The following is a 25027-nucleotide window of genomic DNA, read 5'->3' on the forward strand; positions in this document are numbered from 1 at the left end:
GCATGAATGACCACGCCGCGCATCACCATCATGGCGCCCACGGCACACCGCCTGCCGTCACCGCCCCCCATGCCGGCCATGGCGAGGCCGGCCACGACCACGGCGCGATGGTCGCCGATTTCCGCCGCCGCTTCTGGACCTGCCTGCCGCTGACACTCGCCGTCGTGGTTCTCTCGCAGCACATCCAGATGCTGGTGGGCCTGCCCGGGGTCATCGCCTTCCCCGGCAGCACCTGGATCGAGGCGCTGCTCGCCAGCGCGGTCTTCTTCTATGGCGGCTGGCCGTTCCTCGCCGGCCTGTCGGGCGAGCTGCGCCGGGGCAGGCCCGGCATGATGACCCTCGTCAGCCTCGCCATCGTCTCCGCCTATGTCTATTCGCTCGCGGTGCTCGCCGGGCTGCCCGGCGACGTCTTCTTCTGGGAGACCGCGACCCTCATCCTGGTGATGCTGCTCGGCCACTGGCTGGAGGCGAAGTCGGTGCTCGGCGCCTCGGGGGCGCTGCAGGCGCTGGTGCGGCTGATGCCGGCGACGGCGACGCGGCTTGGCGAGGGCGGCGCGCAGCAGGAGGTGCCGATCGCCGACCTCCGTCCCGGCGACCTCGTGCTGGTGCGCCCCGGTGCGAAGGTGCCGACGGATGGCATCGTGACCGAGGGCCGGTCCTCGATGGACGAGAGCATGCTCACCGGCGAATCCCGTCCCGTCGAGAAGGCCATCGGCGCCCATGTTGTCGGCGGCGCGGTCAACGGCGAGGGCGCGCTGACCGTGCGCATCGAGCGCACCGGCGGGGAGACCTATCTCGCGCAGGTGATCCGCTTGGTCGAACAGGCGCAGGCCACGCGATCGCGCACGCAGGATCTCGCCAATCGCGCCGCCGCGGTGCTGACCTGGGTCGCGATCGGCGTCGGCGGCGGCACCTTCGTCATCTGGCTGCTACTGGGCGCGCCGCTCGCCTTCGCGCTGGAGCGCATGGTGACCGTGATGGTCATCTCATGCCCGCATGCGCTCGGCCTCGCGGTGCCGCTGGTGGTGGCCGTCAGCACCGAGCTCACCGCCCGCAACGGCCTGCTGATCCGCGACCGCGCCGCCTTCGAGCGCGCGCGTGCGCTGCAGGTGGTCGTATTCGACAAGACGGGCACGCTCACCGAAGGGCGCTTCGGCGTCGCGTCCGTGGTCCCCCTCGGGGCGGGCCTGGACGAGACGGCGGTGCTGCGCCTGGCGGCCGGGCTCGAAGCCGCGTCCGAGCATCCGATCGCCAAGGGCATCCTGCGCGGCGCCGAGGCGCGCGGCATCGTCCCGCCGCCGGCCAGCGATTTCCGCAACCTGCCCGGCGAAGGCGCGCGCGCGACGATCGAGGGGATCGAGGTTGAGGTGGTCAGCCCCGGCACGTTGCGCCGTCGCGGGATCGCGGTTGAAGATGCGCATGTCGCCGAGGAACAGGCGGCCGGACGTACGGTGGTGTTCGTCACGGCGAACGGCGTCTTGGCCGGCGCGATCGCGCTCGCCGATGTCGTCCGTCCCGAGAGCCGTGAGGCGGTGCGCCAGCTCCGCGCGCTCGGGCTGCGCTGCATGATGCTGACCGGCGATGCGCGGCCCGTCGCCGAGCAGGTCGGGCGCGAGCTCGGCCTCGACGAAGTGCGCGCCGAGGTGCTGCCGCACCAGAAATCCGAGGTCGTGCAGTCGATCCAGGCCCGCGGCCTGACCGTCGCGATGGTGGGCGATGGCGTCAACGACGCGCCGGCGCTCGCGCAGTCCGACCTCGGCATCGCCATCGGTGCCGGCACGGACGTGGCGGCCGAGGCTGCCGACATCGTGCTGGTGCGAAACGACCCGCGCGACGTCGTGGCGATCCTGGCGCTGGCGCGCGCGACCTATGCGCGCATGGCCCAGAACCTGGCCTGGGCGACCGGCTACAACGTCGTGGCCATTCCGCTCGCGGCCGGTATCGGCGTACCCTGGGGCGTGCTGCTGACGCCGGCCGTCGGCGCGGCGCTGATGTCGCTCTCGACCGTCGTGGTCGCGGTCAATGCGCGGCTGTTGGGCCGGCAGGGGGAGCGGCGGCTGGCCGCGCTGCGGGCCGACATCGCGCGCGGCGCGTCCGGATCATGACAGGCCGTGTCTCCCGTGATGCCGAAGGATCCGCCGGCGTGGCTGGCGATGATACGCGCGACGCTCCTCCGAGCCATGCCGGCGATGCTGACCTGAGAGGTTCTGCAGCTGCCCCTCTACACCCTCTGGCACGACGGCACCGCGTGGGAGATTGCCTTCGCCGCCCTGCACTGCACCGGCGGCGACGCGCTGATCCTGCTCGCGGCGATGTCATGGGCCCTGGTGTTGGCGGGCACGCCGCAGTGGCCGGACCATGCCCATGGGCGCGTCCTTGCGCTGACCGTCGTGATCGGCCTCGGCTACACGGTCTACAGCGAGTGGCTGAACGTCGAGGTGCGCGGCAGCTGGGCCTACGCCGATGCGATGCCGCGCCTTCCCATGCTCGGCACGGGCCTCGCGCCGGTGTTGCAATGGGCCCTGCTGCCGCCGCTGGCGATGATCGCAGCGCGTCGTGCCCTGGGTGCTCGCGCCGCACGGTGATGCCGTGCGCGCCCGGCCGGCCCGCGCGTCCGACACCGGTTCGATGGAAGGGGGCCGGCCCGGTGCGCGCAATTCCACCCCTGCCAAGGAGAGGAACCACACCATGACCACGCACACATCGCGCGCCATCGCTGCCACGGCGGCACTGCTGTTCGCCCTGCCGGCCTTGGCGCAACAGGCGCCGGCGGCCGATCCGCACCATCCGGACTCACCGGCGGGCGGCCCGCCCGCGGTACAGCCCGCGCCGACGCCGGCCACGCCGGGCGGCATGGGGATGATGGGCATGATGAGCCGCGAGGGTGGCGGACCCGGCATGGCGATGATGCGCCATCACGCCGCGCCGATGAACGTCATCATCAATGTCGGCCCCGGCATCACGCTGGAGGTCGAGGATGCCGACCGCGCAGGCGGGTCGGCGCGGCCCGGCGCCATGCGTGGCGCGATGCTGGGCGGCATGGCGGGCGGGTCCCCCATGGGCATGGCTGGTGCCCCGGCCTCGGCCGGCCCGCTGCACGAAATGCTGGCCGAGCGCGTCGAGGGAGGCCTCGCCTTCCTGCGCGCCGAGCTGCGCATCCGCCCCGACCAGGAGGTCGCGTGGACGGGCTTCGCCGGGAAGATCCGCGATGCCGCGGCGCGCTACCGCGCCGCGGTCGCGCAGATGCCGCGCCCGGGCGCCGGTCTTGAGGGGCGCCTCGCCGCGGCGGAGGCGCGCCTCGCCGCCGAACTCGCGCGCGCGCAGGCCTGCCGCGAGGCAGCCGCGGCGCTGCTGCCGGTCCTCGACGATGCGCAGCGGCGGACCGTGGACGCCCTCGCCTGGCTGGTCATACCCGGCAGCGGTCCCGGCCCCATGGCCGGCGGGATGGCGCGATGACCGGACGTGCGGATCGGCGCCGCCCCCCCGCCGGCGGACGGGCGCGATGACGGCGAACCCCGCCGGCACCGGACCGGCCACGCCCCCGCCCGGGCCGGCGGACCTTGCCGGCCACGCGATCGATGCCTGGCAGCGCGCGATCCTGTTCTGGGACGTGCTGCGGGAGCGCGCCAACGATGTCCTCGACCAGATGAGCGCGGGGATGCCGGACATCCTGGCCTTCCGGCACGAGACGCTGCTCGATGCCCGACGCTTTCCGCGGCCGGCGAACTACGCGCTGCTGCGCATCACCGGATATGGCGAGGACGAGGCGGAGCACTGCCTCGACCCCGCGAAGCCGCCGCTGATCGTGATCGACCCGCGCGCCGGCCACGGTCCGGGCATCGGCGGGACGCGGCGCGACTCCGAACTCGGCATCGCGCTGCACGAAGGCTATCCGGTCTATTTCGTGACCTTCTTTCCCGCCCCCTGCCCCGGACAGACGCTGATCGACGTGCTGCACGCGATGCGCCGCTTCGTGGACGCGGTCGCGGCGCGTCACGCCGGCCGGGCGCCCATTCTGTACGGCAACTGCCAGGGCGGCTGGGCGGCGATGCTGGTGGCGCTGCATTGCGAGGGGCCGCTCGGCCCCATCGTGCTGAACGGGTCGCCGCTGTCGTACTGGTCGGGCGAGCCGGGCGTGAACCCGATGCGCCTCGCGGGCGGCCTGTCGGGCGGCGTGTGGCCCGTGCGGCTGCTCGCCGACCTCGGCGCCGGGCAGTTCGACGGCGCCTGGCTGGTGCAGAACTTCGAGGCGCTGAAGCCCGAGAACGCCCTGTGGGAGAAGTACCTGCCACTGTTCCTCGACCCGGAGGGCGAGCGCGAGCGGTTCCTAACCTTCGAGCGATGGTGGAACGCCTTCTACGCGCTAAGCGCGGAGGAGATCACCACCATCATCCGGCAGCTGTTCATCGGCAACGACCTGGAACGCGGCGTGCTCGACCTCGGCGACGGGACGCGGCTCGACCTGCAAACGTTGCGCAGCCCGCTGGTGGTGTTCGCATCCGAGGGCGACAACATCACCCCACCGCACCAGGCGCTGGGCTGGATCGCACGGGTGTACGGCGACACCGACGGGTTGAAGCGGGCAGGCCAGCGGATCGTCTACCTGCTCAACCCGAAGGTCGGCCATCTTGGCATCTTCGTCTCGGCCGCGGTGGCGCGGTTCGAGCATCGCGCGATCCTCGAGGCGCTCGACGATGTCGCACGGCTCGCGCCCGGGCTTTACGAGATGACGATCGACAACCCGACCGGCGACCCCGACTGCCGGCGGCCGCAATACGGCGTCGCTTTCGCCGAGCGCCGGGTGGAGGATCTCCACTTCGAACCGCCGCCGGCCGCCTTCGAGCGCGTCCGCCAGGTCTCGGCCTGGAGCGATGCCATTTACGGCGCCTTCGTGGCGCCATGGATGCGCGCCATGGCGAACCCCGCGGCCGCAGCGATGGCACGGTGGATGCACCCGATGCGCACCAGCCGCTATCTGCTGTCGGAGCGCTTCGCGCCCTGGATGCGCGGCGTCGCGCTGGTCGCGGACGCGCTGCGCGCCACGCGCGCTTCGGCACCTTCGACACAGTCGCCGGCGCTGGAGAGTGCCGAACGTGACGCGCTCGCGGTTGTCACGCGGAACCTGAAGGCGGCGCGCGAGGTGCGCGACGGCTGGCAGGAAGTCCTCTTTCGGGCGCTCTACGGCGGCGTCGAGGGTCGCGCGCCCGAGCGCGAAGTGGTGACGGTTCGCGAACCAGGCAGTCCGCGCGCCTCGCGCGCCGCATGACGGCGCGGGACGGAGCAGGGCGTCGGGTCCGCGATGCGGCTCATCGGGTCCGTCGGTGCCCGCTCAGCCCTCGACGCGGATGTTCCTGTCGCGGATCACCGCGCCCCAGCGCTCCGTCTCGACACGGATGAACTCCGCCAGCTCCGCCGGGCTCGACGCTGTGCCGTCCAGCCCTGCCGCCGCCAGCCGTTGCAGGACACCCGGCTGGGCGACCGCGTCGCGGACCGCGGCGTTCAGGCGCGCCACCATCGGCTCCGGCGTGCCGGCCGCGACCATGATCGCACCCCAGGAGGAGCTCTCGGCGCCGCGCAGGCCCTGCTCCGCGACGGTCGGCACGTCCGGCAGCAGGGGATTGCGGACGCTGCTGGTGGTGGCCAGCGCACGCAGCCGGCCGTCCCGGATGCCGCCGATGGAGGAGGCGGGCTGGTCGAGCATCAGCTGGATGGTGCCGGCCATCAGGTCGTTCATCGCCTGCCCGCTGCCGCGATAGGGGACATGGGTCAGCTCGATCCCGGCGGCCGCGGCGAGGACTTCCGTGAAGACGTGCGTGGCGGTGCCGACGCCGGAGGAACCGAAGGAGACCTGCCCCGGCCGCGCGCGCGCCATCGCGATGAGATCGGAAAGGCTGCGCGCCGGCGAGGAGGCCGGGACAACGACCAGGATGTCGGTCTTGAACGCCATCGAGACGGGCGTGAGATCGCGCCGGATGTCGACGGCGCGCATCAGACCAAGATTGGGCGCGATCGTCATCACGCCGTTGGTTCCGAGCAGCAGGGTGTGTCCGTCCGGCGTCGATCGTGCCGCGGCTTCCGTACCGATCGCGCCGCCGGCGCCCGCACGATTCTCGACCACCACGGGTTGGCCGAGCGTCTCGCCCATCCGCTCGCCCAGGATGCGCGCCGCGACGTCGGTGGAGCCGCCTGGCGCGAAGGGGACGATGAGGCGGAGCGGCCGGTTCGGGGACCAACCTGTTTGCGCGGTTGCGGCACGCGGGAGGAAAGGCAGGGCGACGGCGGCCAGCAGAAGCGGGCGGCGCGAGAGCCGGATGCTCATCGGACGGTCTCCTCGACAGCGGGTGGAGAGGCATGGTCGGCCGTGCCTTGCGACGGCCGGAACAAGGCGAAGGCCTGCGCCAGGTCGGCTTCCAGCAGCGCGGGATCCTCGAGACCTGCGCTGAGCCGCAGGATCGGGCCCGTGGCCGGCGCGGGGACCGCGGTGCGCAGCGGCGCCGGGTCAATCGGCGCGACCAGGCTGCGCGTCGCGCCCCAGGAGGCGCCGATGGCGAAGCAGCGCAGCGCCTCCACGACCGCCGGCAGGCGCGACCGCGTCCAGGCGGCGAGCACGACCGAGAAGACCCCGCTCGCACCGCGGAAGTCCCGCCGCCAGGTCATGTGTCCTGGGCAGGATTGGAGCGCCGGGTGAAGCACCGTCTCCACCTCCGGCCGTCCGGCCAGCCAGCGTGCGAGGCGCAGCGCGGTGGCCTCGGCACGGTCGAGGCGGAGTTCGAGCGTCTCCAGGCCGCGCATCACCAGCGCGCAATCCTCCGGCGAGACACCGTGGCCAAGCGCGCGCCCCACGTCGCGGAGCCTTCGGTAGAGCGCCTCGTCGCGCACCGACACCGCGCCCATCAGCACGTCCGAATGGCCGTTGAGGTATTTCGACACGGCATTCACAGCGAAATCCGCGCCGTGATCGAGCGCCCGGCAGCGCAGCGGCGTGGCCCATGTGGAATCCGCGGCGACCAGCGCGCCATGCCGATGCGCCGCCGCGGCGATGTCCGGGAGATCCTGCACCTCCATGGTGACCGACCCCGGCGACTCAACCCAGACCAGCCGCGTGGCCGGTGTCAGCAGGCTGGCGATGCCGCCGCCGATCATCGGGTCGTAGAAGCGTGCCTCGATGCCGCACGGGGCGAGCAGCGTCGTCGCGAGCGTGCGCACCGGATCGTAGACGCTGTCCGGGAACAGCACTTGCCCACCAGCAGCACAAGCAAGCGTGACGAGGGTGATCGCCGCCATGCCTGACGGAACGACGTAGCAGCGCGCCGCGCCTTCAAGCGCCGCGATCCGCCGTTCCAGCTCGCGCGAGGTCGGCGTGCCGTAGAGCCCGTAGGAGTAGCCGTCGTAGAAGCGGTCGCGTCGCCGGCCATACTCCGCCATGCTGCCGAACACGACGGTCGAGCCGCGATGTATGGCAGGCGCCAGGCTGCGGAAATCGCCTGGCTCCGGCTCGCGGGCCGGCACCGTCATCGGGGCGTGGTTCATGCGGCAAGGTTAGGAAGCGGGAGACAGATGCAGGAAGCTGCGCGCTAGCGGCCAATTCATGCGCCGCGGTTAACCATGCGCGGCGCCGCGCGACGGCCGCGCCCGGCGAAGGATCATCGCTGTCGTCGGACAGGCGGACGGGGCGCCCACGGCAGGTCTGCCACGGCGCGGCGCACACGGCCGACCAGCTCCTCCACGAAGCGGGACCGCCCGCGCCCTGCCGGCAGCAGGAGAAGGGAGCGGAAGGCAATCGCCGGTGCGAAGGGGCGGGCGACCAGTCCGCGCGCCTCGAAGCCGCCGGCCGCGTAGACGAGCCAGTTCGCGAGGCCGATCCCGGTGCCGAGCAGGGCGAATTCGCAGACTGTCGCGCCGAAAGGCGTCTCGACGACGACCCGCGGGCGCGCACCGCAGCCGGCAAGCAGCGAGTCGAGGCGCCGCCGTGCCCTGTCTTCCGGGGCCAGAGCCGCGAAGGCGACGCCATCGAGATCGTCCGGACGGATGCAGGGGAGCCGCGAAAGGGGGTGCTCGCCGCGCAGGACGATGACGCCTGCTGTCTCCGACAGGCCCTCGGCCACCACACCGGTGCGATCCACCTCGTCCGCGCAGACGCCGAGGTCGAAGGTGCCGGACGCGACCAGGTCGCGCACCACCGCGGAGCTCGCCACTTCGAGCGTGACCGAGACATCGGGTCGGTCGCGCAGGAACGCCTCGATCACCCGTGGCAAAAGGTGCAGGCCGAAGGCGGCGGAGCTGGCGACGCGCAGCGTGCCGGTCCCGACCTCCTTAAGCCGGGCCGCCGCCTGACGAACGCGATCGAGGCCGGCGCGCGCCGCCAGCACCTCGGCGTAGAGCGCCTGCGCCTCCGGCGTCGGCTGGATGCGGCGCCCCTCGCGCTCGAACAGCTTGAGGCCGGTGGTGTCCTCGAGCCGCCGCAGCGCGCGGCTGACGGCCGGCTGCGAGACGCCGAGCAGCTCCGCCGCGCGCGTGGCGGAGCCGCTGCGCATGACCGCCGCGAAGGTCTCGAGCAGGGCGAGGTTCACGGCCGCCGCATGGCCGCCGTGCGGCGCGGCGCGAGGGTCAGCGGCGCGGCGGCGCCGCCTCGATCATCGCCAGCGCCTCGCGCATGCGCTCGGAGGAGGAGCGGTCGAGCGCGTCGTAAGCGGCCTTCGTGATGCGGATCTCGGCCAGCAGCGGCGCGAGGCGCTGTGCGTCCGCCGGGTTCTGCGCCAGCGCCGCCTCGAGCCTCGCGATCTCGCTGGTCAGGAAGGCCGGCTGCTGGCCTGCCTCGCGCAGGGCCTGGTTGGTCAGCGAACGGACCCGCAGCAGCAGGCGTGTCTCGGCCTGTTCCAACTCGGCCTGGGCGCGCTCGGAGAGGATGCGGGCCTGCACGGCCTGCTGGCTCGTCAGGTCGCGCGCGGCGGCGATCTGGTTGAAGCGTGCGATTTCCGCCACGAAGTCGTGCGCCAGGGCCGGCACCGCGGCGAGGGACATCAGGACCGCCAGCAGGATCCGCATCGCATTCTCTCCTTGACCGGAGCCGGAATGGCTCGGAACGAGCGATGGTGAGACGCCGCACGCATGACATTCAAGAGCACCTGCGTCGCAATTCATTCATGCTAGTTATGGTTTGCGGTCGCCGTCAATCGATCGCGGGCTTGTCCGATCGGTATCGGGGATCGTGCCGCGCTGCCCTAGGGTAACTTCCCGCGCCGTAACCGCGATCATGGTACGACGACCCTCGAGCATGCGCGTGCGGCGTGGATCGCTGACAGGTGAAGTCCGGTTCGGACGCTTGCGACGGCGGTGGTGACCGCGCACCCGGCGCCGGACATGCTTTGTCGCAATCCGTTCAACGTCGGGTCACCTCAAGCGATGACGCTCGGCCCGTTGTTGAATGGAGCCTCGACATGATCGCCTCTCGCCGCGCCCTCCTGACCGGCGGCGCCGCCCTCACCCTGTCCGGCTGGAGTGCGGCCGGACGCCGCGCCGATGCCGCCACGGACATGGCGGTGCTGCGCGCCACCACCCGCACGCTCGACATCGATGGGCGTCCCGCGACGGTGCTGGGCCTGCTCAGGCCGGATGGCGGGCACGGCCTGATTCAGCAGCCGGGTGAGCGGTTCCGGGTGCGCCTGGAGAACCGGCTGACGGAGCGCACGATCATCCACTGGCATGGCCAGACCCCGCCCTATCCGCAGGATGGCGTGCCCGATGCGCCGCTGCCACTGATCGAGGCCGGTGCGTCGCGCGATTTCGACTTCATGCCGAACGCGGGTACCCACTGGATGCACGCCCATGTGCCGGACCAGGAGATGCGCCTGCTGGCGGCGCCGCACATCGTGCGGACCGCAGCGGATGCGCAGGCGGACCGGCAGGAGGTCGTGATGATGCTGCACGACTTCTCCTTCACCCCCCTCGCCGAGATCCTCGCGCGGCTCGGAGCGGGAGGCAGCGCACCGCATGGCGCGGGGGGCGGGCCGCACGGCGGGATGCCTGCCGGCGCGGCGCCGCACGCGGGCATGCCGATGGGCGCGCCCGACATCAACGACCTCGACTTCGACGCCTACCTCGCCAATGACCGCACGCTGTCCGATCCGGAGGTCGTCCGGGTCGAGCCCGGCGGCCGCGTGCTTCTGCGCATCATCAATGGCGCCGCGGCGACGGTGTTCTGGATCGATACCGGGGTGCTTCAGGCCTCGGTCGTCGCAGTCGATGGCCATCCGATCCGCCCGCAGGCGGCGACGCGTTTCGCGCTCGCCATGGGTCAGCGCGTGGACCTGCTGCTGGCGCTGCCGCGCGAGGGCGGCGCCTTCCCCATCCTCGCGCTGCGGGAGGGCGCGCGGGAGCGGGCCGGGCTGATCCTGGCAACCGCCGGCGCGGCCGTCACAAGGATCGCCCGTGACGCCGACACGGCGGCGCCGGCCTTCGACGGACGCCAGGAGCTCAGTCTGCACGCGGCGACCCCGCTGCCGTCCCGACCCGCCGACCGGAGCCTGTCCGTCACGCTCAACGGCGGCATGGCGCCCTATGTCTGGTCCATCGACAACCGTCCCTGGGGTCGGCACCGCGTGCTCGAGGCCAGGCGCGGCGAGCGTGTGGAACTGACGATGTCCAATGCCTCGATGATGGCACATCCGATGCACATCCACGGCACGGTGTTCCAGGTCGTGGGGTTGGGGTCCCAGCGCTTCGCGGGTGCCATGCGCGACACCGTGCAGGTGCCGCCGATGGAACGCGTGACGCTTGCGTTCGAGTTCGCCACGGCGGGGCGGTGGATGTTTCATTGCCACCATATGCCGCACCTGGCGACGGGGATGATGACCGAGTTCTCCGTGCGGGGCTGAACCGCACTGACCACGAAGCAACGCCCTGCGGCTCAAAGCCGCAGGGCGTTGTCCTTGTCCGGTGCGGTGCGCCGCGCAGCGGCGGTCCGCGGAGGCGCGAGAGTGCCCGGCCCCCCCAGGGTCCGGGCACATCCCGTTCAGCGGAGGGAACGGGGCAGCGCGTTGAGGTTCCAGAGCGCGGCGTTGTGTCCGCCGCCGATGTTGGGCATGGCATGTGGCATGTTCGCGGCCTGGGCGTCATCGTACTCGACGCTCATGTTCTCGCCGCTACCGACCACGCGCGCGACCGGGCGGGACACGACCATGCGCGGCGCGGCCGAGGTGTCGTACTCGACCTCGACGTTCTCGCCGTTGGTGATGACGCGCCGCACCGGCAGCGTCGCTACCGGGGACGGGCGGTCGGAGTAGATCATGAAGCCGGTCCGGCCGAGCATCACCGGCTCGAGCGACACCACGGGCTGTCCGTCGGCCTTCGCGGTGGTGGCGACCGCACCGATAACGGCGAGCGCCGTCAGGGCGCCGAGCGCGAAGCGGGGGTTGCGGGTCAGGGTTTGCATCAGGGCGTTCTCCTTCTCGCCCGGTGGATGGGCGACGCGATCAACATGACCCCCTGAGATTTCCTGGTGGCGACGGGCACATGACAAAGTATCCGGTGGTGGTTGCAGTATTTCGGTGCTGAAGGATTGTGGCGCGCGACGATCTGCCAGCGCCAGATTGTCTGCGTCGGTAGCCGCAGCGCTCGTGATCATGAGGGCGGATGCGAGACGTCGATGACAGCCCAGGGTCCCGACGACGGGCTGCAGGGTCTGGCCAGCCTCTAATCGCGGCTGTGGCTCGACCGCCTTCAATGCTAGCGTTTGGTCGATCAGCCAGAAGAGACGTGATCGGTGCGCGTGTTGATCTCCACCTTCGCACTACTCGCGGTCACGACAGCCGCATTCGCCCAACACGGTGGCGACCACGCGCGCGGCGCGCAGGTCATGCCCAACGCGGAACCCGGCTCGCGCGATATCAAGGCGCTGTCCCGCGAGCAGGTCGCTGATCTTCGCGCCGCTCGCGGCATGGGTCTCGCGCTGGCCGCGGAACGCAACGGCTATCCGGGCCCTATGCATGCGCTGGAGCACGCCGAAGCGCTGCGTCTGACAACGCTGCAGACGATCGAGCTTCAGCTTGTCATGGACGGCATGCGGCGCAACGCGATCGCAGCGGGCGAAAGGGTGATCGAGGCCGAGCGCATCCTCGACCGGCTGTTTTCGGAACGGCGCGCAACTCCCGATGCAGTCGCAGAAGCAACAGCCCGCATCGGTGTGGAGAGCGCCTCGCTGCGTGCCGTGCATCTCGCTGCCCATATCGCCACTCGCGCGGTGCTCACCAGCGACCAGATTGTGCGCTACGATGAAGTGCGCGGCTATCGTCGTGCGGATTGAGGGGAGCTTGCGGATGAACAGGCGGCAATCGCTATTCGTAGCCGCGGCCATGGCCGCATTTGTTCCCGCGACGGTCCGTGCCCAGGGTCCCAACCGGGTCCGCGTGTGGCGCGATCCAAATTGCGGGTGTTGCGTCGGCTGGGTCACGCATCTGCGCGCCGAGGGCTTCGGCGTGGAAGACGTCGTGGTTCGCGCCGTCGGCCCGGTTCGGCAGCGCCTCGGAACGCCCGCCGATCTTCTGTCTTGCCACGCCGGTGAGGTCGACGGGTTCGTGCTCGAAGGGCACGTTCCCGCGGCGGCGATCCGGCGCCTGTTGGCGGAGCGCCCCCCGGGCGTCCGCGGACTCGCGGTACCCGAAATGCCTATTGGATCTCCGGGCATGGAAGTGCCGGGCATGCCGGCGGATGTGTATGACGTGATCGCATTCGGCAACGGTCCTCACCGCCCGTTCATGCGCTTCAGCGGGGCGAATCCCACTTGACGTGACTTACGCGGTGCGACCGTGCGGTCCTGATCCACGGATCACCGGAAAGCGGCAGCTTCGCTTGCCCATCACATTCCATCGGGTGGCATCGAGCAGCGCCTGATGTCCTGCCGAATGCTTAGATCACGCTTTGGGACGAACATCCCCAGCCGATTCAAAGCGGACCTTGAATGGGTTGACCGCATCCAATGTGTTGAAAAGCTTGGAGAAATCTGGAGCGGGCGAAGGGATTCGAACCCTCGACCCCGACCTTGGCAAGGTCGTGCTCTACCCCTGAGCTACGCCCGCGCTCCGTGCGGCGGCGGGGCTATTCGCACGACCCGCCGGGGATTGCAAGCCATCCTCCGCAGCAAAAATCCGCCGCCCCTCGACAGCCATTGCCGGTTGGAGCGATCCTCCTGCGTAACGGCAACACGCCGGGAGGACCAACGTCATGCACCGCCGTACCCTGCTCGGCCTTGCCGCCGGCGCCCTTGCCCTGCCCACACCGCGCGTCGCCCACGCCCAGTCCTTCGACCGCCCTGTCCGCATCGTCGTGCCCTTCGCACCCGGCGGTACCTCCGACATCCTGGCGCGGCTGCTTGCCCCGGACCTGACGCGCGGCTTCGGCCAGAACGTGGTGGTCGAAAACCGCACCGGCGCGGGCGGCAACATCGGCGCCGACCTGGTGGCGAAATCCCCGCCGGACGGGCACACCTTGCTGCTGATCGACGTCTCGACGCTGGCGACGGCGCCTTCCCTCTACACGCGCCTGCCGTTTGATCTGAAGCGAGACCTCGCGCCGGTCACCATGCTGATCTACGCCCCTTACATCCTCGCGGTGCATCCCTCGGTGCCGGCGCAGAACGCCGCGGAGCTGGTCGCCTATGCGAAGGCCAACCCGCAGAGGGTGAACGTGGGCCATGCCGGCATCGGGGTGGGGAACCACCTGACCGGCCTGCTGGTCGCCCAGCACTGGGGCACCGATCTGACGCAGGTGCCCTACCGCGGCGGCGCCGCGGCCCTGACGGCCGTCGCAGCCGGTGAATCGCAGATGATCATCAACGGCGCGACGGCCACGGCGCCGTTCTGCAAGCAGGGCACGCTGCGCCCGATCGCGGTTACCGGCCCGGCCCGCCTCACCGACTTTCCCGAGGTGCCGACCTTCAGGGAGCTCGGCTGGCCCGCCGCCGATTCCGGCACCTGGCAGGGTATCCTCGCACAGGGCGGCACGCCGGCTCCAATGGTCAACCGGCTGGCCACCGAGATCGGCGCGGCCATGGCCGTGCCCGCGACGGCGGCGCGCATCACCGCGCTCGGCGCCGTCAACCGGGTGGAAGGCCCGGACAGCTTCCGCACCTGGCTGGACGCCGAGATCGAGACCTGGGCAAGAGTGGTCCGCGCCAACAACCTCCGACTGGACTGAATGCCCGAAACGCCCGAGGGCCTGCTCGCCCGTCTCGCCGCCGCCGGCATCGCCGCCGAGACCCGCCGCCACCGCCCGGTCTTCACCGTGGCGGAAAGCCGCGACCTGATCGCGGAACTCCCCGGCGGGCATACGAAGAACCTCTTCCTCCGCCCGGCCAAGGGCGAAGGCCCCTTCCTGCTCGCCACGCTGGAGGCGGAACGGCAGGTCTCCATCAACGCCCTTGCCCGGATGGCCGGGGCGGGGAAGGTCGCGATGGCGAGCGCGATGGAACTCGAGGAGACCCTCGGCGTGACCCCCGGCTCGGTCACGCCGCTCGGCCTGGTCAATGCCGCGCCGGCGGTCGTCCGCTTCGTCATGGACCGCCACTTGGCCGAGGATTTCGACCGGATCTGGGTGCACCCGCTGACGAACGCCGCCAGCACGGGCCTCGCCCCCGCCGACCTGCTGCGCTTTCTCGCGGGCTTCGGCCACACCGCGGCCCTGCTGGACTTCGACGCCGCCGCCTGAGGCCTTGCCGCGCCCCTCCCGCGGGTCCGGGGGCGCGTATGCCCCCGGCGGGGGTGCAGGGGGCGGCGCCCCTCCCTACCTGCCTCATCCTTCCCGCGCTTGCTTCCGCGCCCGGACGGCGCATTTATGCGCCAAGCTCTGAGGAATGCCTGCCATGGACGTGATCTTCGACCCCGCCCGCCAGGGTGCGCCCGCCGCTGGCGCCGCTGCCGGGGCTATCAAGGATGGTGACCAGAAGACCTTCATGCAGGACGTCGTCGAGGCGTCCCGCGAGGTCCCTGTCCTGGTCGACTTCTGGGCAACCTGGTGCGGTCCCTGCAAGACGCTGACCCCCGCGCTCGAGAAGGTGGTCGGCGCCGCGGGCGGCCGTGTGCGGCTGGTCAAGATCGACATCGACAAGAACCGCCAGCTCGTCGCCCAGCTCACGCAGATGGGCCTGCCGCTGCAGTCGGTGCCGACGGTCGTCGCGTTCTGGCAGGGCCAGATCCTCGACCTGTTCCAGGGTGCGCTACCGGAATCCGAGGTGAAGCGCTTCGTCGAAGGCCTGCTCAAGGCCGCCGGCGGGCAGATGCCCGGCGCCGACCTGATGGCCGAGGCCGAGGCCGCCGTCGCCCAGGGCGACCACGCCGCCGCGCTCGAGCTGTTCGGCGCGCTCTCCCAGCAGGAACCGGAGAATGCCAAGGCGCTTGCCGGCGTCGCCCGCGCGTTGCTCGCGCTGGGCGAGGAGGACCAGGCACGCGCCGTGCTCGAATCCGCCCCGCCCAAGATCAAGGACGCGGCCGAGATCACCGCCGCGCGCAGCGCCATCGAGGTCGAAATCGAAGGCCGCCGCGCCCGCGCGATGCTGGCCGAGTTCCAGAACCGCATCGCCGCCGATCCCGACGACCACGCCGCGCGCATCGATCTCGCGGTCGCGCTCAGCGCCGGCGGCGACCGCGACGGCGCCGTCGATGCGCTGATCGAGGCGATCCGCCGCGACCGCGCCTGGAACGAGGAGGCGGCGCGCAAGCAGCTCCTGAAGTTCTTCGAGGCCTGGGGCTTCGAGGACCCGGCGACCAAGGCCGGCCGCCGCAAGCTCTCCTCGCTGCTGTTCCGCTGAACGGGCGGCAGGCGCCGATGCCCCCCTTCCATCCGCGCCTTGCCGACCTGCCGCGGGAAATCGCGGTCTTCCCGCTCCCCGGGGCTGTCCTGCTGCCGCAGGGCCGCCTGCCGCTCAACATCTTCGAGCCGCGCTACCTGGCCATGACGCTGGACAGCCTGGCCCGGGGGCGCGTGTTCGGCATGGTCCAGCCGGATCCGCGCGCCCCAAGGGGGGAAACCGGCCCCGGCCTCTACCGTGTCGGCTGCCTCGGGCGCCTGTCCTCCTTCAGCGAGACCGAGGACGGTCGGCTGCTGATCACGCTGACGGGCGTGATCCGCTACCGCATCGTCGAGGAATTGCCGCTCGCCTCCGGCGGCTACCGCCGGGTGCGCGCGGAGTATGGGGATTTCGCCGCCGACCTGGACCTCGCCTGCGACGCGCCGGGTCTGGATCGGGAGGAGCTGCTCTCCGCCCTGCGCCCCTATTTCCGCGCCCGCGGCATCGAGGCGAACTGGGACGCGGTGGAGCAGGCGGCGGACGCCATGCTCGTCACCACCCTTGCCATGGTCTGCCCCTTCGAGGTGCCGGAGAAGCAGGCATTGCTCGAAGTGCCCGATGCCTGCGAGCGGGCTCGCATGCTCGTTGCGCTGATGCGCATGGGGGCGGCGGCGAATGCGGCGCCGCCGGAGGGGCGGCCGAGTTGATGGTCCGCTGTCCCGGAGAAGGGCGCCGCTGCTCTTCGGACCTCACCCCGCAAAGGGCCGCAAGGCCCTCTGACCCCATGGTTTCCAAAGGCCTTTCGGCCTTTGGCCGGAGGGGTTCGGGGAGGGCGGCGCCCTCCCCGAAGACGGTGTGGAGTTCGAGGAGGGCAGTCCCCTCCCTGATGGCGTCAATCAAGGGCTTGGGGATGTCAGCGCCCTCCCCGCCCACATGCTGAAGGACGAGACGAAGATGCCTGAAACCCAACCACAGGGCGGCGCCGTGGACCCCCGCCTGCTCGAGATCCTGGTCTGCCCCCTCACCAAGGGCCCGCTGCGCTACGACCGCGAGAAGGGCGAGCTGATCAGCGAACGCGCCGGCCTGGCCTACCCGATCCGCGACGGCATCCCGATCATGCTGCCGGACGAGGCGCGCAAGCTCGCCGACTAGCCGCATGAGCGTGGCCCCGTCGGAAATCCGCCTCAGGCGCGCGGAGCAGGTGCTGGAGGTGGCCTTCCCCGATGGCGCCCGCTTCCGCCTGCCGGCCGAGTACCTGCGGGTGGAAAGCCCGAGCGCCGAGGTGCAAGGCCATGGTCCCGGGCAGAAGGTGATCATCGCCGGGCGCCGCCATGTCGGCATCCTGCGCGTCGAGGCGGTGGGCAACTACGCCCTGCGCATCGTCTTCGACGACCTGCACGACACCGGGATCTACTCCTGGGACTACCTGCGCCGGCTCGGACAGGAACAGGAGGCGCGCTGGGCGACCTATCTCGCCGAGCTCGGCGCGCGCGGGCTTTCGCGCGATCCGCCGCGGCGGCGCTGAGCAGGCGCGGCGATCCGCCTCCGGACCTGCCGACCCGACCAGCGGGCCGCGTCGCGCCCTGCGCGCGGCGCGCCCCGTCCGGTCCGCCTGGGTCCCCCGCACGAAACGGCGCCGCCCGCGCCGTGCGCGTCCGGATCAGGTTCGCGGCAGCCGGGGCGCCGCCGCACATGGACGAGGAACACCGTCACGCCTTGCCGCCGGCCCGTGATCGGTGCCTCTCGCAGGCTCAACCCTCGAACGCGATCCGCACCTCGGCCAGATCGCCGAACACCGCCCTCACCTGCTGCCCCGCGCGCACCGGGAACATGCCGGTGGTGGAGCCGGTGCTGACCGTCTCCCCGGCCTTCAGGCCGTCGCCCCAGCGGCGGCGCTCCTCGGCCAGCCAGAGCAGCGGCGCCAGCGGATCGCCCATCACCTCGGCACCGCTGCCTTGGCGGCGCGGGGCACCGTCCACCTCCAGCGTCACCGCGATGCCGGCCAGGCCCTCTCGCCATCCACGGATCGGATCGCCGAAGACGTAGCGGCCCGAGGCGCTGCCATCGGCGAGGATCGCCGGCAACGGCGGCAGCTTGGCCATGGGGAAGCGGCACTCGGCGACCTCGATTCCCGCTTGCACGGCGCCGACGGCATCGATCACCTCGGCCATGGTCCAGGGCCGGTCCCGTGGCGGCAAATCGCGGGCAAGGGTCACGAAGAACTCGCTCTCGACCAGGGGATCGAGCAGCTCGGCATGGGCCAGGCGGGCGGGGGACGCGACCGCGAAGCGCCGATAGGTCCGACCATAGATGGGGACCGCGACGCGGAGCTTCTCCCGCATCGCCGCGGTGGTGCCGGCGATCTTCCAGCCCAGCGTCTCCCACCCCAGCAGCTCCGCCACGAGGCCGTTGACCGCATAGCCGTCCTCGGAGGTGGCGGGCAGCAGCTCCGCCGGCAGGGCATCCAGTTGGCGAGCTTCGCGTCGTGCCGACGCGAGAAGCGACGCGAACTGGTTCTTGCGGGCAATGTCCATCCTTGGTGTCTCTCCCTCACGATGCTGCCTGGACACATAGCATCGCGCCCGCCTGTCGCCCTCGTGCCGATCGGCGCCGCAGCGGCCGGGGCGTGCGGGGCGCCTGGCGGAGCGACGGAGGGAGCGCGTCTGGGCGAAAGGCGCGACCTCCCGCACTGCGCGCCGCAGTCCTGACGGAAGGACGGGCGGTGGCGCGGCAAGCCATTCCTGCTCCGCAGTGATTGCGCCCGCGCTTCGGCGGAGCCTATCATTTCTTCATGGGGGCATCACGGTTCGCCGGGATGCGTCCATGAGGCACTGGTCATGGCTTGTCCAAGCCAACGGCCTGGGGTGTAGAGCACCTGGCACCAACCAGGAGGTCGGAGGTTCGAATCCTCCCGCCCTCTCCTGCATCTGCGAGGGCGTAGCTCAGCGGTCAACCCCGACGCTTCGTGGCCCCGGTTGGTTCTAATCCACCGGGGCCATCATCTCCGGGAGGCGGACGCGAGCGATGTTCCTGGTATGCCAGTTCGGGCTCGCAGATTTCCGCGGCATGCTTGATTTCCCGCCCGCCTGGCGCTGGCCGAGCTGGTCGAGTTCGGGCGAGGGCCAGTTCCTGCGCAGCATCGGCCCGCTGCGCTCCCGCAGGTCGCTGGAGGCAGCCGAGGCGCGCCGGCGCGCCTCGTATGGCGGAGCCACCGCGGCCGGCGGCGCCGGCGCCTCCTACTTCATTCCCGAGGCCTTCTTCGTGGACGCGCATCGCCGCCTCGGCGTGCCGCAGCAGGCCTTGGACGGCGCGCATGTGCGTTCGCGCTTCGCGCGGCTGTTCCGCAGCGGCCAGTGCCTGCGGCTGCAGTTCGGCATCGACATGTGGGGCATGGAGGAAGCGCTCGCGGACGAAGCCCGCTTCCGTACGATGATCGACCTGCTGGGCCAGGCCGCGGTCCGGCGCCGGATGGTGGCGCAGCGTCACCCGCACCACCCGCGCAAGCCCTGGCGCTTCGCGACCACGGATCTGCCGCTGGCGCGCATCGTCGCGGAGTTCCCGCAATTCTATCTTGCCAGCACCGTACGCGCGGCGACGCAGCCGAAGCCGGCGAAGCTGCCACCTTACATTGCGCGGCTCGATCCGATCCTGCTCTTCCTGTTCGACAGTCCCCGGCTGCCCGCCTGGTGCGCCGGGCACCGCATCGTTGCGCCGGGTCCCGACAGCCCCTTCGAGATCGCGGCGCTGCTGCATCCGCTTTCGCGTGCGGGCGGCAGGCCCGCGCAGGTGCTGCTGGTGTCGCGCCCGCCGGGCGTCGATGCCGCGCTGCGGCGACGCGTGCGCGGCCAGTTGCTGCACATCCCGGCCGACCTGCAGAGCTTCTGGCTGCTGCTGGAGCGTGCCCAGCGCCAAGGCGGCCTGCAGGGCGCGGACCCCGGGCGCATCGAGGAGCTGCGCGCCGAGGCGCGCCGGCGTGCCGAGAGCCTCGGCGACCGCTCCCGCACCTTCCTGCAGGATGCCTTCCCCGGCGCCGAGGCCGCAGTTCGCACGGCGGCGCAGCACCTCACGGCGGAGCGGCAGGCGGAGATCCAACAGTTGCTCGACGGGCTGTCCGTGACCGCGCTGTTCCGGGCCAATGTCCCGGCGCTCGAGGGCATGTTCGGCGCGGCCCGGATCGACCAGGTGACGATCGTGACCAACCCCACCGGGCAGGTGGAGGTCAACAATGCCCGCACCATCGAGAAGGTGGAGAAGAAGTTCCAGGCGACTTCCGAGCATGGCCGCGCCGTGGCGGCCGAGACCTACACCGAGGAGGCTCCGGCGAAGCCCCCCGGCAGCCCCTGAAGGAGAAGGCGAATGAGTGACGAAACCCGCAATCCGGCGCCGCAGAAGAGTTTCGTGGCGACCTCGACGCATGGCCGCGCCGTGGCGGCCGAAACCTACAACGAAACCAACTACTACGGTGCCGGCGGTTTCCTCGAAGGCATCGACCTGCCGACTCTGCAGGCCCAGCTTCGGCGGCTGCGGGAGGCGATGCAGGCCGAGGCGGGCGGCGATCTCGAGAAGATGAAGGCGGTGGTCGCGATCGACGATGCGGAGAAGAGCGCCGCCGCGAACGAGCCCGAGGGTCTTCTCGACAAGCTGAAGGCGGCCGGTACCTGGGCGCTCGATGTCGCGGGGAAGATCGGTGTCGCGGTCGCCACCGCCGCCATCACGCGGGCGTTGGGACTGAAGTAGCCGCCCGCCCCTTCCAGGACCCCGACCGGATCCCGGCTTCCAAAGGCCCTTCGGCCTTTGGAAGCGGATACTTGGCGCCGTGCGCCACTGTCAGGATCAGTGCCGAAACCCGCCCTTGCGCACGAATCGCGCTCCGAAAGGATGGGACTGCCTGAACCGCGCGGCACCAGATGATGGTTTCCAAAGGCCTCGGGCCTTTGGCGGGGTGGCTTGGAGGGGCGGAGCCCCTCCAATTCCGCCCTCGCCGGTCATTCCAAAGGGCCGTTCGTATCATGCCAACCGCCCAGGGGATGAACCTTTGCGCGGTTGCCATTCGGGCCTTGGTTCGGCGCGCGGCCACCTCCGACAACCCCGCGCCCGATACCCTCCGCACGTCGAGCGGCGGTGATCACTCCGCCGGCCCGAAGCCCAGCGCCTCCAGCCGCTGCCGCACCGCCTGCGCCCTCAGCGCCTCGAGGAACGCCACCACTCCCGGCCGTTGCGCCCGCGTCTCCGGCAGGAAGAAGTCGTAGACCTCGTCGGCCAGCGGCAGGAAGCCGAGACCGTAGGCGCGCGCCACGCTTGCGATCGCGACGCCCCAATCCGCCCGCCCCTGCGCCACCGCCGCCGCCACTGCGTTGTGCGATCGCGGCTGGTTCGCATAGCCGGCCGGCCGCGCACCGCCGAGCAGCCCGTCGAGCAGCATGCGCGTGCCCGACCCGGCATTGCGGTTCACCAGCAGGCAGCCTGCATCGGCCGCCACGCGGCGGATCGCCTCGCGTCCGTCCAGGCCCTCGAAGCGCGCATCGCTCGGCCGGAACACCACGCCCTGCAGGCGCCGCCAGCCCGGCACCAAGCGCAGGCCGGGCGCCAGGAAGGGCGTGTTGTAGCGGCCGGTCGCCGCATCGAGCAGATGCGCCGGCGCGAGGTCGCAGTCGCCGCGCTTCGCCGCCGCCAGGCCGCCCAGGCTGCCGACGGCCAGCGTGCGTGCGCGCAGCCCCTGCGCCGCCAGGGCATCGAGCACCACGTCCAGCCCGATGCAATGGCTGCCGATGATGACCAGATCCGGCGGCCGCGCCGCGCTGCCGATCAGCCGCACGGCGACCTTCGCGCCCGCCTCCGCCCCCGCCTCCAGTGCCGGGATCGCAAAGAAGCCGTCGGCCTGCGAGAAGGCGGTGACGCTGCCCGATCCCTTGCCGAGCGGGAAGGCCGCGAGCCCGCCCTCCGGCGCCTGCGCGAGCGAGACCATCACGTACTCCGTTCGCCCGAGCTCGCTCGGCGTGCGCACGGCGAGCGTCGCGGCGACCTGCGTCTCCTCGCGCGGCGGCAAGCCGGCCAGCGCGCGGATCACCGGCACGACGAATTCGTGGAAGGTGAAGACCGCACTGGTCGGAAAGCCCGGCAGCACCACCAGCGGCGTGCGCCCCACCGCGCATAGGCAGAGCGGCTTGCCCGGCTTCAGCGCGACGCCGTGCACCAGCACGCCCGGCGCACCGAGCCGCGAGAGGATCCGGTGCGACACGTCGCCCGCGCCCTTGCTGGTGCCGCCCGACATGACGACCATGTCCGCCTGCGCCAGCGCGTCGCGCACCGTCGCTTCCAGTGCCGCCTCGTCGTCGCGCAGGATACCGAGCGGCACAGGCTCGCCGCCGTTCTCGACGATGGCGGCGGCTAGGATCGCGGCGTTGCTGTCAGGGATGCCGCCGGGTGGCAGCGGCGCGCCCGGCGGCACCAGCTCATCGCCGGTCGAGATCACCGCGACGCGCGGCCGGCGGACCACCGGCACCTCCGCCACCCCGGCGGCGGCGAGCATGCCGATCTCGCGGCTCGTCACTACCGTGCCGGCACGCAGCACCGCCTCGCCGCGGGCGATGTCGCTGCCGGCGAAGCCGATGAACTGACCGGGCGCCACGGCCCGCGTCAGCAGCAGGGCAGGGCCGCCGGGGGCATCGTCCAGCTCGGTCCACTCGATCATCGCCACAGCGTCGGCGCCGCGCGGGATCATGCCGCCGGTCGCGATGGCGGTGGCGGTGCCGGGCGCGACCTCGATCCGGGGTGCCATCCCACAGGCCAGCACTTCCGCGTTCAGCCGCAGCCGCAGCGGTGCCGCCTCCGATGCCGCGGCCGTATCCGCCGCGCGCAGCGCGAAGCCGTCCACCGAGGAACGGTCGAAGGGCGGCGCATCGGAGACCGCCGCCACCGTCTCCGCCACCACCCGGCCGAGGCTTGCCGCCAGCATCACGCGTTCCGCCGGCAGCGGCCGCAGGTCGAGCGCGGCGCGGAACCGGCGCGTCGCCTCCTCGGCCGAGACCACCTCGAGGAACTGCTCCTGCCGCGCGGCGCGGCGGACGCGGTCGAGAAGGTCGGCGGACGCATCGGTCATGGGCGGGGTCACAATGGCAGGATCGGGATCTCGGTCCCGCTCTCGTAGCCCTCGGAGCCCGGCGGGACCACCAGCACCGCCGCGGCGGCGGAGAGCGCGGCGAGCGGCAGGGTGCCGACGGCGAGCGGCTCGGCGTTGCCTCGCGCGTCGAGGCGCAGCGGCACCAGCTCGGCCATGCCGACGCTGGAAGCGACCTTGCGCGTCAGCCGCGCGCGCGCCGGTGGGACGGTGGCGAGGCCAGCCAGCGCCGCGAATGCCGGCCGCGCCAGCAGCAGCCAGGCGGCGATGGCATCCTCGGCACGCCCGGGCAGCAACAGGACCGGGCGTTGATTCACGATTCCGAAGCCGGCCGTGGCGCCCGGCCTCGCGCCGATACCGTGCAGCACCAGGCGCCCGGCGGCGGCGAGGCCCTCGGCGCTGCGGTCATCCGGCCCTTCGCCGCTGCCGCCGCCGAGCAGAACCAGGTCATGTGCCGCGGCGGCATCCGAAAGCGCGGCGGCGATCGTGTCCGGCACATCAGGCACCGGGGCCAATGCCGTCCAGGCCGCGCCTTCCGTCGCCGCCAGCGCAGCCAGGACGGGGCCGGCGGTGTCGGGCGCCGAAGCGACGGTGATCTCGTCACCGACCGCAATCCAGGCCAGGCGCGGTATGCGCACCGCAACCTCCGCCCGGCCGAGCGCCGCCAGCGCCGCCAGGTCGCGCGGCAGCAGCCGCTCCCCCGCCGCGCGCAGCACGGTGCCGGCGGGGATGTCCTCCCCGGCCCGGCGCACACCCTCGCCGGGTGCGACGGGCTGAACGACCTGGCCGAAAGGGCCGTCCGGCAGCAGGTCGAAGGCCGGCAGCACGGCATCCGCACCGGGCGGCAGCACGTCCCCCGGCCGCATCCTCGGCGGCAGCGTCGCGAGCGGGAGCGGCGCATAGGAATCGGCGCCGAGGGTCTCGGCTGCGGAGACGGCCCAGCCGTCGCGCAGCGCAGTCGGCAGCGCAGGTACCGGCGCGATGGCCTGCACCGGCTCGGCCAGCACGCGGCCCACCGCGGCGGCGGCGGCCATCCGTTGCGGCGCGACGGGATGCGGCAGCAGGGCGAGCCAGGCAGCGAGGGCCTCCTCCAGCGCCATGAGGCGCAGCGGGGCGGGGGCGCGGAGCGGGTGGTCCATTGCCTTCATTTCGTGCGGCGCGGCCGGCTTGACCAGGGCTCTCCCTTCCCTGGCAGCCTGCACGGCGGTTGAAGATCCCTCGCTTCGTTATGCTCCCTTGAATATAGAGATCGACAACGGCGACCACCCGGCGGGCGTCCGAGCGGGCAGGCGGGGGAATGCACATGGCGACCTATCCGACATTCCGGCTCTGCATCGCCGGCGAATGGCGCAGCCGGCCCGGCGCGCCGGTGCTGAATCCCTCGGCCCGCCCGCGCTGATCAGCCGCACGCGCAGCCTCGACGAGGCGATCACCAAGGCGAACGCGCTGCCCTTCGGGCTGGCGGGCTATGCCTTCACGCATTCGGCGCCTCGGGTGGAACAGCTCAGCGACCAGCTCGAAGTCGGCAACCTCTCGATCAACCACCTGGTCGCCTCCGTCGCCGAGACGCCCTTCGGCGGCGTGAAGGACAGCGGCTACGGGCGGGAAGGCGGCAGCGAGGGCCTCGCCTGCTACACGGTGACGAAGAACGTCTCTCACCGGGTCGCGGGCATCGCCTGACGGCGGAGGCTCAGCGCCGCGCCGGCTTGAGATCCACCAGCGGCGTGCCGTCCACGCAGTCGAGGCCGCGCACCAGCACCGCGCCGGCCTCGACGCCCGCCACGTCCACCTCCGAGCTCGCGATCGGGTTCGGCCGGTTCGGCGAACGCAGCGCGAAAGTGCCGAGCGGCGCCGGCCTTCCTTTCGGCGCCTGCACCAGCAGGTCGCGCCGCGCGAGGTGCATCCAATACAGCACCTCAAGCCGCATCCCCGGTTCGATCCCGTGCAGCGCCGGCCGCCAGGGCTCGTCCACCTCGATCCGGCACAGCGGCCCGTCCGCCGCACCGCGGTGCGGACAGTCCGCGCGGTCCCGAAAGGGCGTGCGGATGCGACCGATGAAGGTCAGCGCGGCATCGGCGCGGTCCGGCGCACCGCCTTCCACCTCGCCAGGCCGCGTGGCGTTCCAATCCATG

At 71.8% G+C, this 25027-nt stretch carries 25 protein-coding genes and 1 tRNA gene; 16 read left to right on the forward strand and 10 right to left on the reverse strand.

The features are described 5' to 3' along the window. The first annotated feature begins 2 nt into the window (after positions 1 to 2). From GXW74_RS20675 to GXW74_RS20690, 4 genes are all read left to right on the forward strand, one after another. Positions 3 to 2105, forward strand: coding sequence for a heavy metal translocating P-type ATPase (locus GXW74_RS20675; protein ID WP_211848449.1), 2103 nt, complete (start codon positions 3 to 5; stop codon positions 2103 to 2105). A 207-nt stretch (positions 2106 to 2312) separates the two neighbouring features. Beyond that, positions 2313 to 2585, forward strand: coding sequence for a hypothetical protein (locus GXW74_RS20680; protein ID WP_211848450.1), 273 nt, complete (start codon positions 2313 to 2315; stop codon positions 2583 to 2585). A 103-nt stretch (positions 2586 to 2688) separates the two neighbouring features. Beyond that, positions 2689 to 3456 (forward strand): Spy/CpxP family protein refolding chaperone, encoded by a 768-nt coding sequence (locus tag GXW74_RS20685; RefSeq protein ID WP_211848451.1) that lies wholly within the window; start codon positions 2689 to 2691, stop codon positions 3454 to 3456. A gap of 46 nt (positions 3457 to 3502) precedes the next feature. Continuing rightward, the gene (locus GXW74_RS20690) at positions 3503 to 5266 is read left to right on the forward strand and encodes a DUF3141 domain-containing protein (RefSeq protein WP_211848452.1); all 1764 of its coding nucleotides are present in this window, start codon (positions 3503 to 3505) and stop codon (positions 5264 to 5266) included. A 63-nt stretch (positions 5267 to 5329) separates the two neighbouring features. Here the strand turns inward: GXW74_RS20690 and GXW74_RS20695 are convergent, their stop codons facing one another. From GXW74_RS20695 to GXW74_RS20710, 4 genes are all read right to left on the reverse strand, one after another. After that, positions 5330 to 6319, reverse strand: coding sequence for a Bug family tripartite tricarboxylate transporter substrate binding protein (locus GXW74_RS20695; protein ID WP_211848453.1), 990 nt, complete (start codon positions 6317 to 6319; stop codon positions 5330 to 5332). Next, on the reverse strand, positions 6316 to 7515 hold the full coding sequence (locus tag GXW74_RS20700) for a trans-sulfuration enzyme family protein (protein ID WP_211848454.1): 1200 nt from the start codon (positions 7513 to 7515) through the stop codon (positions 6316 to 6318). Before GXW74_RS20700 ends, GXW74_RS20695 begins: the two co-directional genes overlap by 4 nt. A 128-nt stretch (positions 7516 to 7643) precedes the next feature. Then, entirely contained in the window at positions 7644 to 8570 is a 927-nt protein-coding gene (locus GXW74_RS20705; protein WP_211848455.1) for a LysR substrate-binding domain-containing protein, read from the reverse strand. 37 nt (positions 8571 to 8607) lie between these two features. Next, positions 8608 to 9045 carry a hypothetical protein gene (locus tag GXW74_RS20710; RefSeq protein WP_211848456.1) on the reverse strand — a complete coding sequence of 146 codons (438 nt, stop codon included), beginning with the start codon at positions 9043 to 9045 and terminating at the stop codon, positions 8608 to 8610. A 392-nt stretch (positions 9046 to 9437) separates the two neighbouring features. On the opposite strand from GXW74_RS20710, the gene GXW74_RS20715 reads away from it, so the two are divergent. Then, positions 9438 to 10874 carry a multicopper oxidase family protein gene (locus GXW74_RS20715; RefSeq protein ID WP_211848457.1) on the forward strand — a complete coding sequence of 479 codons (1437 nt, stop codon included), beginning with the start codon at positions 9438 to 9440 and terminating at the stop codon, positions 10872 to 10874. A gap of 137 nt (positions 10875 to 11011) precedes the next feature. On the opposite strand, the gene GXW74_RS20720 is transcribed toward GXW74_RS20715, so the two are convergent. Beyond that, positions 11012 to 11431, reverse strand: coding sequence for a hypothetical protein (locus GXW74_RS20720; protein WP_211848458.1), 420 nt, complete (start codon positions 11429 to 11431; stop codon positions 11012 to 11014). A 330-nt stretch (positions 11432 to 11761) separates the two neighbouring features. Here GXW74_RS20720 and GXW74_RS20725 point away from each other — a divergent pair, with 330 nt between their 5' ends. Both GXW74_RS20725 and GXW74_RS20730 read left to right on the forward strand, forming a co-directional pair. Next, complete coding sequence (locus tag GXW74_RS20725; RefSeq protein ID WP_211848459.1) at positions 11762 to 12301, forward strand: hypothetical protein; 540 nt, start codon at positions 11762 to 11764, stop codon at positions 12299 to 12301. 49 nt (positions 12302 to 12350) lie between these two features. Next, positions 12351 to 12782: a DUF411 domain-containing protein gene (locus tag GXW74_RS20730; protein ID WP_246523771.1), complete on the forward strand. Its 432-nt coding sequence runs from the start codon at positions 12351 to 12353 to the stop codon at positions 12780 to 12782. 216 nt (positions 12783 to 12998) lie between these two features. Here GXW74_RS20730 and GXW74_RS20735 read toward each other — a convergent pair. Beyond that, positions 12999 to 13073: transfer RNA gene (locus tag GXW74_RS20735), tRNA-Gly, on the reverse strand. Between the two features lie 145 nt (positions 13074 to 13218). Here GXW74_RS20735 and GXW74_RS20740 point away from each other — a divergent pair. The 6 genes from GXW74_RS20740 to GXW74_RS20765 all read left to right on the forward strand — a co-directional run bounded on the left by GXW74_RS20740 (position 13219) and on the right by GXW74_RS20765 (position 17303). Then, positions 13219 to 14190 carry a Bug family tripartite tricarboxylate transporter substrate binding protein gene (locus GXW74_RS20740; protein ID WP_211848461.1) on the forward strand — a complete coding sequence of 324 codons (972 nt, stop codon included), beginning with the start codon at positions 13219 to 13221 and terminating at the stop codon, positions 14188 to 14190. Continuing rightward, positions 14191 to 14700, forward strand: a complete 510-nt coding sequence (locus GXW74_RS20745) for a prolyl-tRNA synthetase associated domain-containing protein (protein ID WP_211848462.1) — start codon at positions 14191 to 14193, stop codon at positions 14698 to 14700. It begins immediately after the preceding gene. A gap of 154 nt (positions 14701 to 14854) precedes the next feature. After that, complete coding sequence (locus GXW74_RS20750; protein ID WP_211848463.1) at positions 14855 to 15799, forward strand: tetratricopeptide repeat protein; 945 nt, start codon at positions 14855 to 14857, stop codon at positions 15797 to 15799. A gap of 17 nt (positions 15800 to 15816) precedes the next feature. Beyond that, positions 15817 to 16485 carry an LON peptidase substrate-binding domain-containing protein gene (locus GXW74_RS20755; RefSeq protein WP_211848464.1) on the forward strand — a complete coding sequence of 223 codons (669 nt, stop codon included), beginning with the start codon at positions 15817 to 15819 and terminating at the stop codon, positions 16483 to 16485. Between the two features lie 247 nt (positions 16486 to 16732). Further along, on the forward strand, positions 16733 to 16930 hold the full coding sequence (locus tag GXW74_RS20760; RefSeq protein ID WP_211848465.1) for a Trm112 family protein: 198 nt from the start codon (positions 16733 to 16735) through the stop codon (positions 16928 to 16930). 4 nt (positions 16931 to 16934) lie between these two features. After that, positions 16935 to 17303, forward strand: coding sequence for a gamma-butyrobetaine hydroxylase-like domain-containing protein (locus GXW74_RS20765; RefSeq protein ID WP_211848466.1), 369 nt, complete (start codon positions 16935 to 16937; stop codon positions 17301 to 17303). Positions 17304 to 17529: 226 nt separating this feature from the next. Here GXW74_RS20765 and GXW74_RS20770 read toward each other — a convergent pair whose 3' ends face one another. Next, positions 17530 to 18312 carry a 2-keto-4-pentenoate hydratase gene (locus tag GXW74_RS20770; protein ID WP_211848467.1) on the reverse strand — a complete coding sequence of 261 codons (783 nt, stop codon included), beginning with the start codon at positions 18310 to 18312 and terminating at the stop codon, positions 17530 to 17532. A gap of 490 nt (positions 18313 to 18802) precedes the next feature. On the opposite strand from GXW74_RS20770, the gene GXW74_RS20775 reads away from it, so the two are divergent. Further along, positions 18803 to 20122: a hypothetical protein gene (locus GXW74_RS20775; protein WP_211848468.1), complete on the forward strand. Its 1320-nt coding sequence runs from the start codon at positions 18803 to 18805 to the stop codon at positions 20120 to 20122. Positions 20123 to 20134: 12 nt separating this feature from the next. Further along, positions 20135 to 20515 (forward strand): hypothetical protein, encoded by a 381-nt coding sequence (locus GXW74_RS20780; protein WP_211848469.1) that lies wholly within the window; start codon positions 20135 to 20137, stop codon positions 20513 to 20515. 388 nt (positions 20516 to 20903) lie between these two features. Here GXW74_RS20780 and GXW74_RS20785 read toward each other — a convergent pair whose 3' ends face one another. Together GXW74_RS20785 and GXW74_RS20790 are read right to left on the reverse strand one after the other, a co-directional pair. After that, entirely contained in the window at positions 20904 to 22877 is a 1974-nt protein-coding gene (locus tag GXW74_RS20785; RefSeq protein WP_211848470.1) for a molybdopterin biosynthesis protein, read from the reverse strand. Positions 22878 to 22885: 8 nt separating this feature from the next. Beyond that, complete coding sequence (locus GXW74_RS20790) at positions 22886 to 24034, reverse strand: molybdopterin-binding protein (RefSeq protein ID WP_211848471.1); 1149 nt, start codon at positions 24032 to 24034, stop codon at positions 22886 to 22888. 205 nt (positions 24035 to 24239) lie between these two features. On the opposite strand from GXW74_RS20790, the gene GXW74_RS20795 reads away from it, so the two are divergent. Further along, a complete protein-coding gene (locus tag GXW74_RS20795) occupies positions 24240 to 24575 on the forward strand; it encodes an aldehyde dehydrogenase family protein (RefSeq protein ID WP_211848472.1) in 336 nt (111 codons plus the stop codon). 10 nt (positions 24576 to 24585) lie between these two features. Here GXW74_RS20795 and GXW74_RS20800 read toward each other — a convergent pair whose 3' ends face one another. Further along, positions 24586 to 25026, reverse strand: coding sequence for an SAM-dependent methyltransferase (locus GXW74_RS20800; protein ID WP_211848473.1), 441 nt, complete (start codon positions 25024 to 25026; stop codon positions 24586 to 24588). Position 25027 lies beyond the last annotated feature (1 nt).

It is taken from the genome of Neoroseomonas eburnea (genome assembly GCF_018129005.1).
Lineage (GTDB): Bacteria > Pseudomonadota > Alphaproteobacteria > Acetobacterales > Acetobacteraceae > Neoroseomonas > Neoroseomonas eburnea.

Excerpts from the sequence above, each read along its gene's own strand:
- GXW74_RS20775 (WP_211848468.1), top strand. The coding sequence starts at position 18,803 with ATGTTCCTGGTATGCCAGTTCGGGCTCGCAGATTTCCGCGGCATGCTT.
- GXW74_RS20680 (WP_211848450.1), top strand. The coding sequence starts at position 2,313 with ATGTCATGGGCCCTGGTGTTGGCGGGCACGCCGCAGTGGCCGGACCAT.
- GXW74_RS20800 (WP_211848473.1), bottom strand. The coding sequence starts at position 25,026 with ATGGATTGGAACGCCACGCGGCCTGGCGAGGTGGAAGGCGGTGCGCCG.
- GXW74_RS20770 (WP_211848467.1), bottom strand. The coding sequence starts at position 18,312 with ATGGACATTGCCCGCAAGAACCAGTTCGCGTCGCTTCTCGCGTCGGCA.
- GXW74_RS20765 (WP_211848466.1), top strand. The coding sequence starts at position 16,935 with ATGAGCGTGGCCCCGTCGGAAATCCGCCTCAGGCGCGCGGAGCAGGTG.
- GXW74_RS20710 (WP_211848456.1), bottom strand. The coding sequence starts at position 9,045 with ATGCGGATCCTGCTGGCGGTCCTGATGTCCCTCGCCGCGGTGCCGGCC.
- GXW74_RS20715 (WP_211848457.1), top strand. The coding sequence starts at position 9,438 with ATGATCGCCTCTCGCCGCGCCCTCCTGACCGGCGGCGCCGCCCTCACC.
- GXW74_RS20760 (WP_211848465.1), top strand. The coding sequence starts at position 16,733 with ATGCCTGAAACCCAACCACAGGGCGGCGCCGTGGACCCCCGCCTGCTC.
- GXW74_RS20780 (WP_211848469.1), top strand. The coding sequence starts at position 20,135 with ATGAGTGACGAAACCCGCAATCCGGCGCCGCAGAAGAGTTTCGTGGCG.
- GXW74_RS20675 (WP_211848449.1), top strand. The coding sequence starts at position 3 with ATGAATGACCACGCCGCGCATCACCATCATGGCGCCCACGGCACACCG.
- GXW74_RS20790 (WP_211848471.1), bottom strand. The coding sequence starts at position 24,034 with ATGGACCACCCGCTCCGCGCCCCCGCCCCGCTGCGCCTCATGGCGCTG.
- GXW74_RS20690 (WP_211848452.1), top strand. The coding sequence starts at position 3,503 with ATGACGGCGAACCCCGCCGGCACCGGACCGGCCACGCCCCCGCCCGGG.
- GXW74_RS20795 (WP_211848472.1), top strand. The coding sequence starts at position 24,240 with ATGGCGCAGCCGGCCCGGCGCGCCGGTGCTGAATCCCTCGGCCCGCCC.
- GXW74_RS20740 (WP_211848461.1), top strand. The coding sequence starts at position 13,219 with ATGCACCGCCGTACCCTGCTCGGCCTTGCCGCCGGCGCCCTTGCCCTG.
- GXW74_RS20750 (WP_211848463.1), top strand. The coding sequence starts at position 14,855 with ATGGACGTGATCTTCGACCCCGCCCGCCAGGGTGCGCCCGCCGCTGGC.
- GXW74_RS20755 (WP_211848464.1), top strand. The coding sequence starts at position 15,817 with ATGCCCCCCTTCCATCCGCGCCTTGCCGACCTGCCGCGGGAAATCGCG.
- GXW74_RS20745 (WP_211848462.1), top strand. The coding sequence starts at position 14,191 with ATGCCCGAAACGCCCGAGGGCCTGCTCGCCCGTCTCGCCGCCGCCGGC.
- GXW74_RS20695 (WP_211848453.1), bottom strand. The coding sequence starts at position 6,319 with ATGAGCATCCGGCTCTCGCGCCGCCCGCTTCTGCTGGCCGCCGTCGCC.
- GXW74_RS20785 (WP_211848470.1), bottom strand. The coding sequence starts at position 22,877 with ATGACCGATGCGTCCGCCGACCTTCTCGACCGCGTCCGCCGCGCCGCG.
- GXW74_RS20700 (WP_211848454.1), bottom strand. The coding sequence starts at position 7,515 with ATGACGGTGCCGGCCCGCGAGCCGGAGCCAGGCGATTTCCGCAGCCTG.
- GXW74_RS20730 (WP_246523771.1), top strand. The coding sequence starts at position 12,351 with ATGGCCGCATTTGTTCCCGCGACGGTCCGTGCCCAGGGTCCCAACCGG.
- GXW74_RS20720 (WP_211848458.1), bottom strand. The coding sequence starts at position 11,431 with ATGCAAACCCTGACCCGCAACCCCCGCTTCGCGCTCGGCGCCCTGACG.
- GXW74_RS20685 (WP_211848451.1), top strand. The coding sequence starts at position 2,689 with ATGACCACGCACACATCGCGCGCCATCGCTGCCACGGCGGCACTGCTG.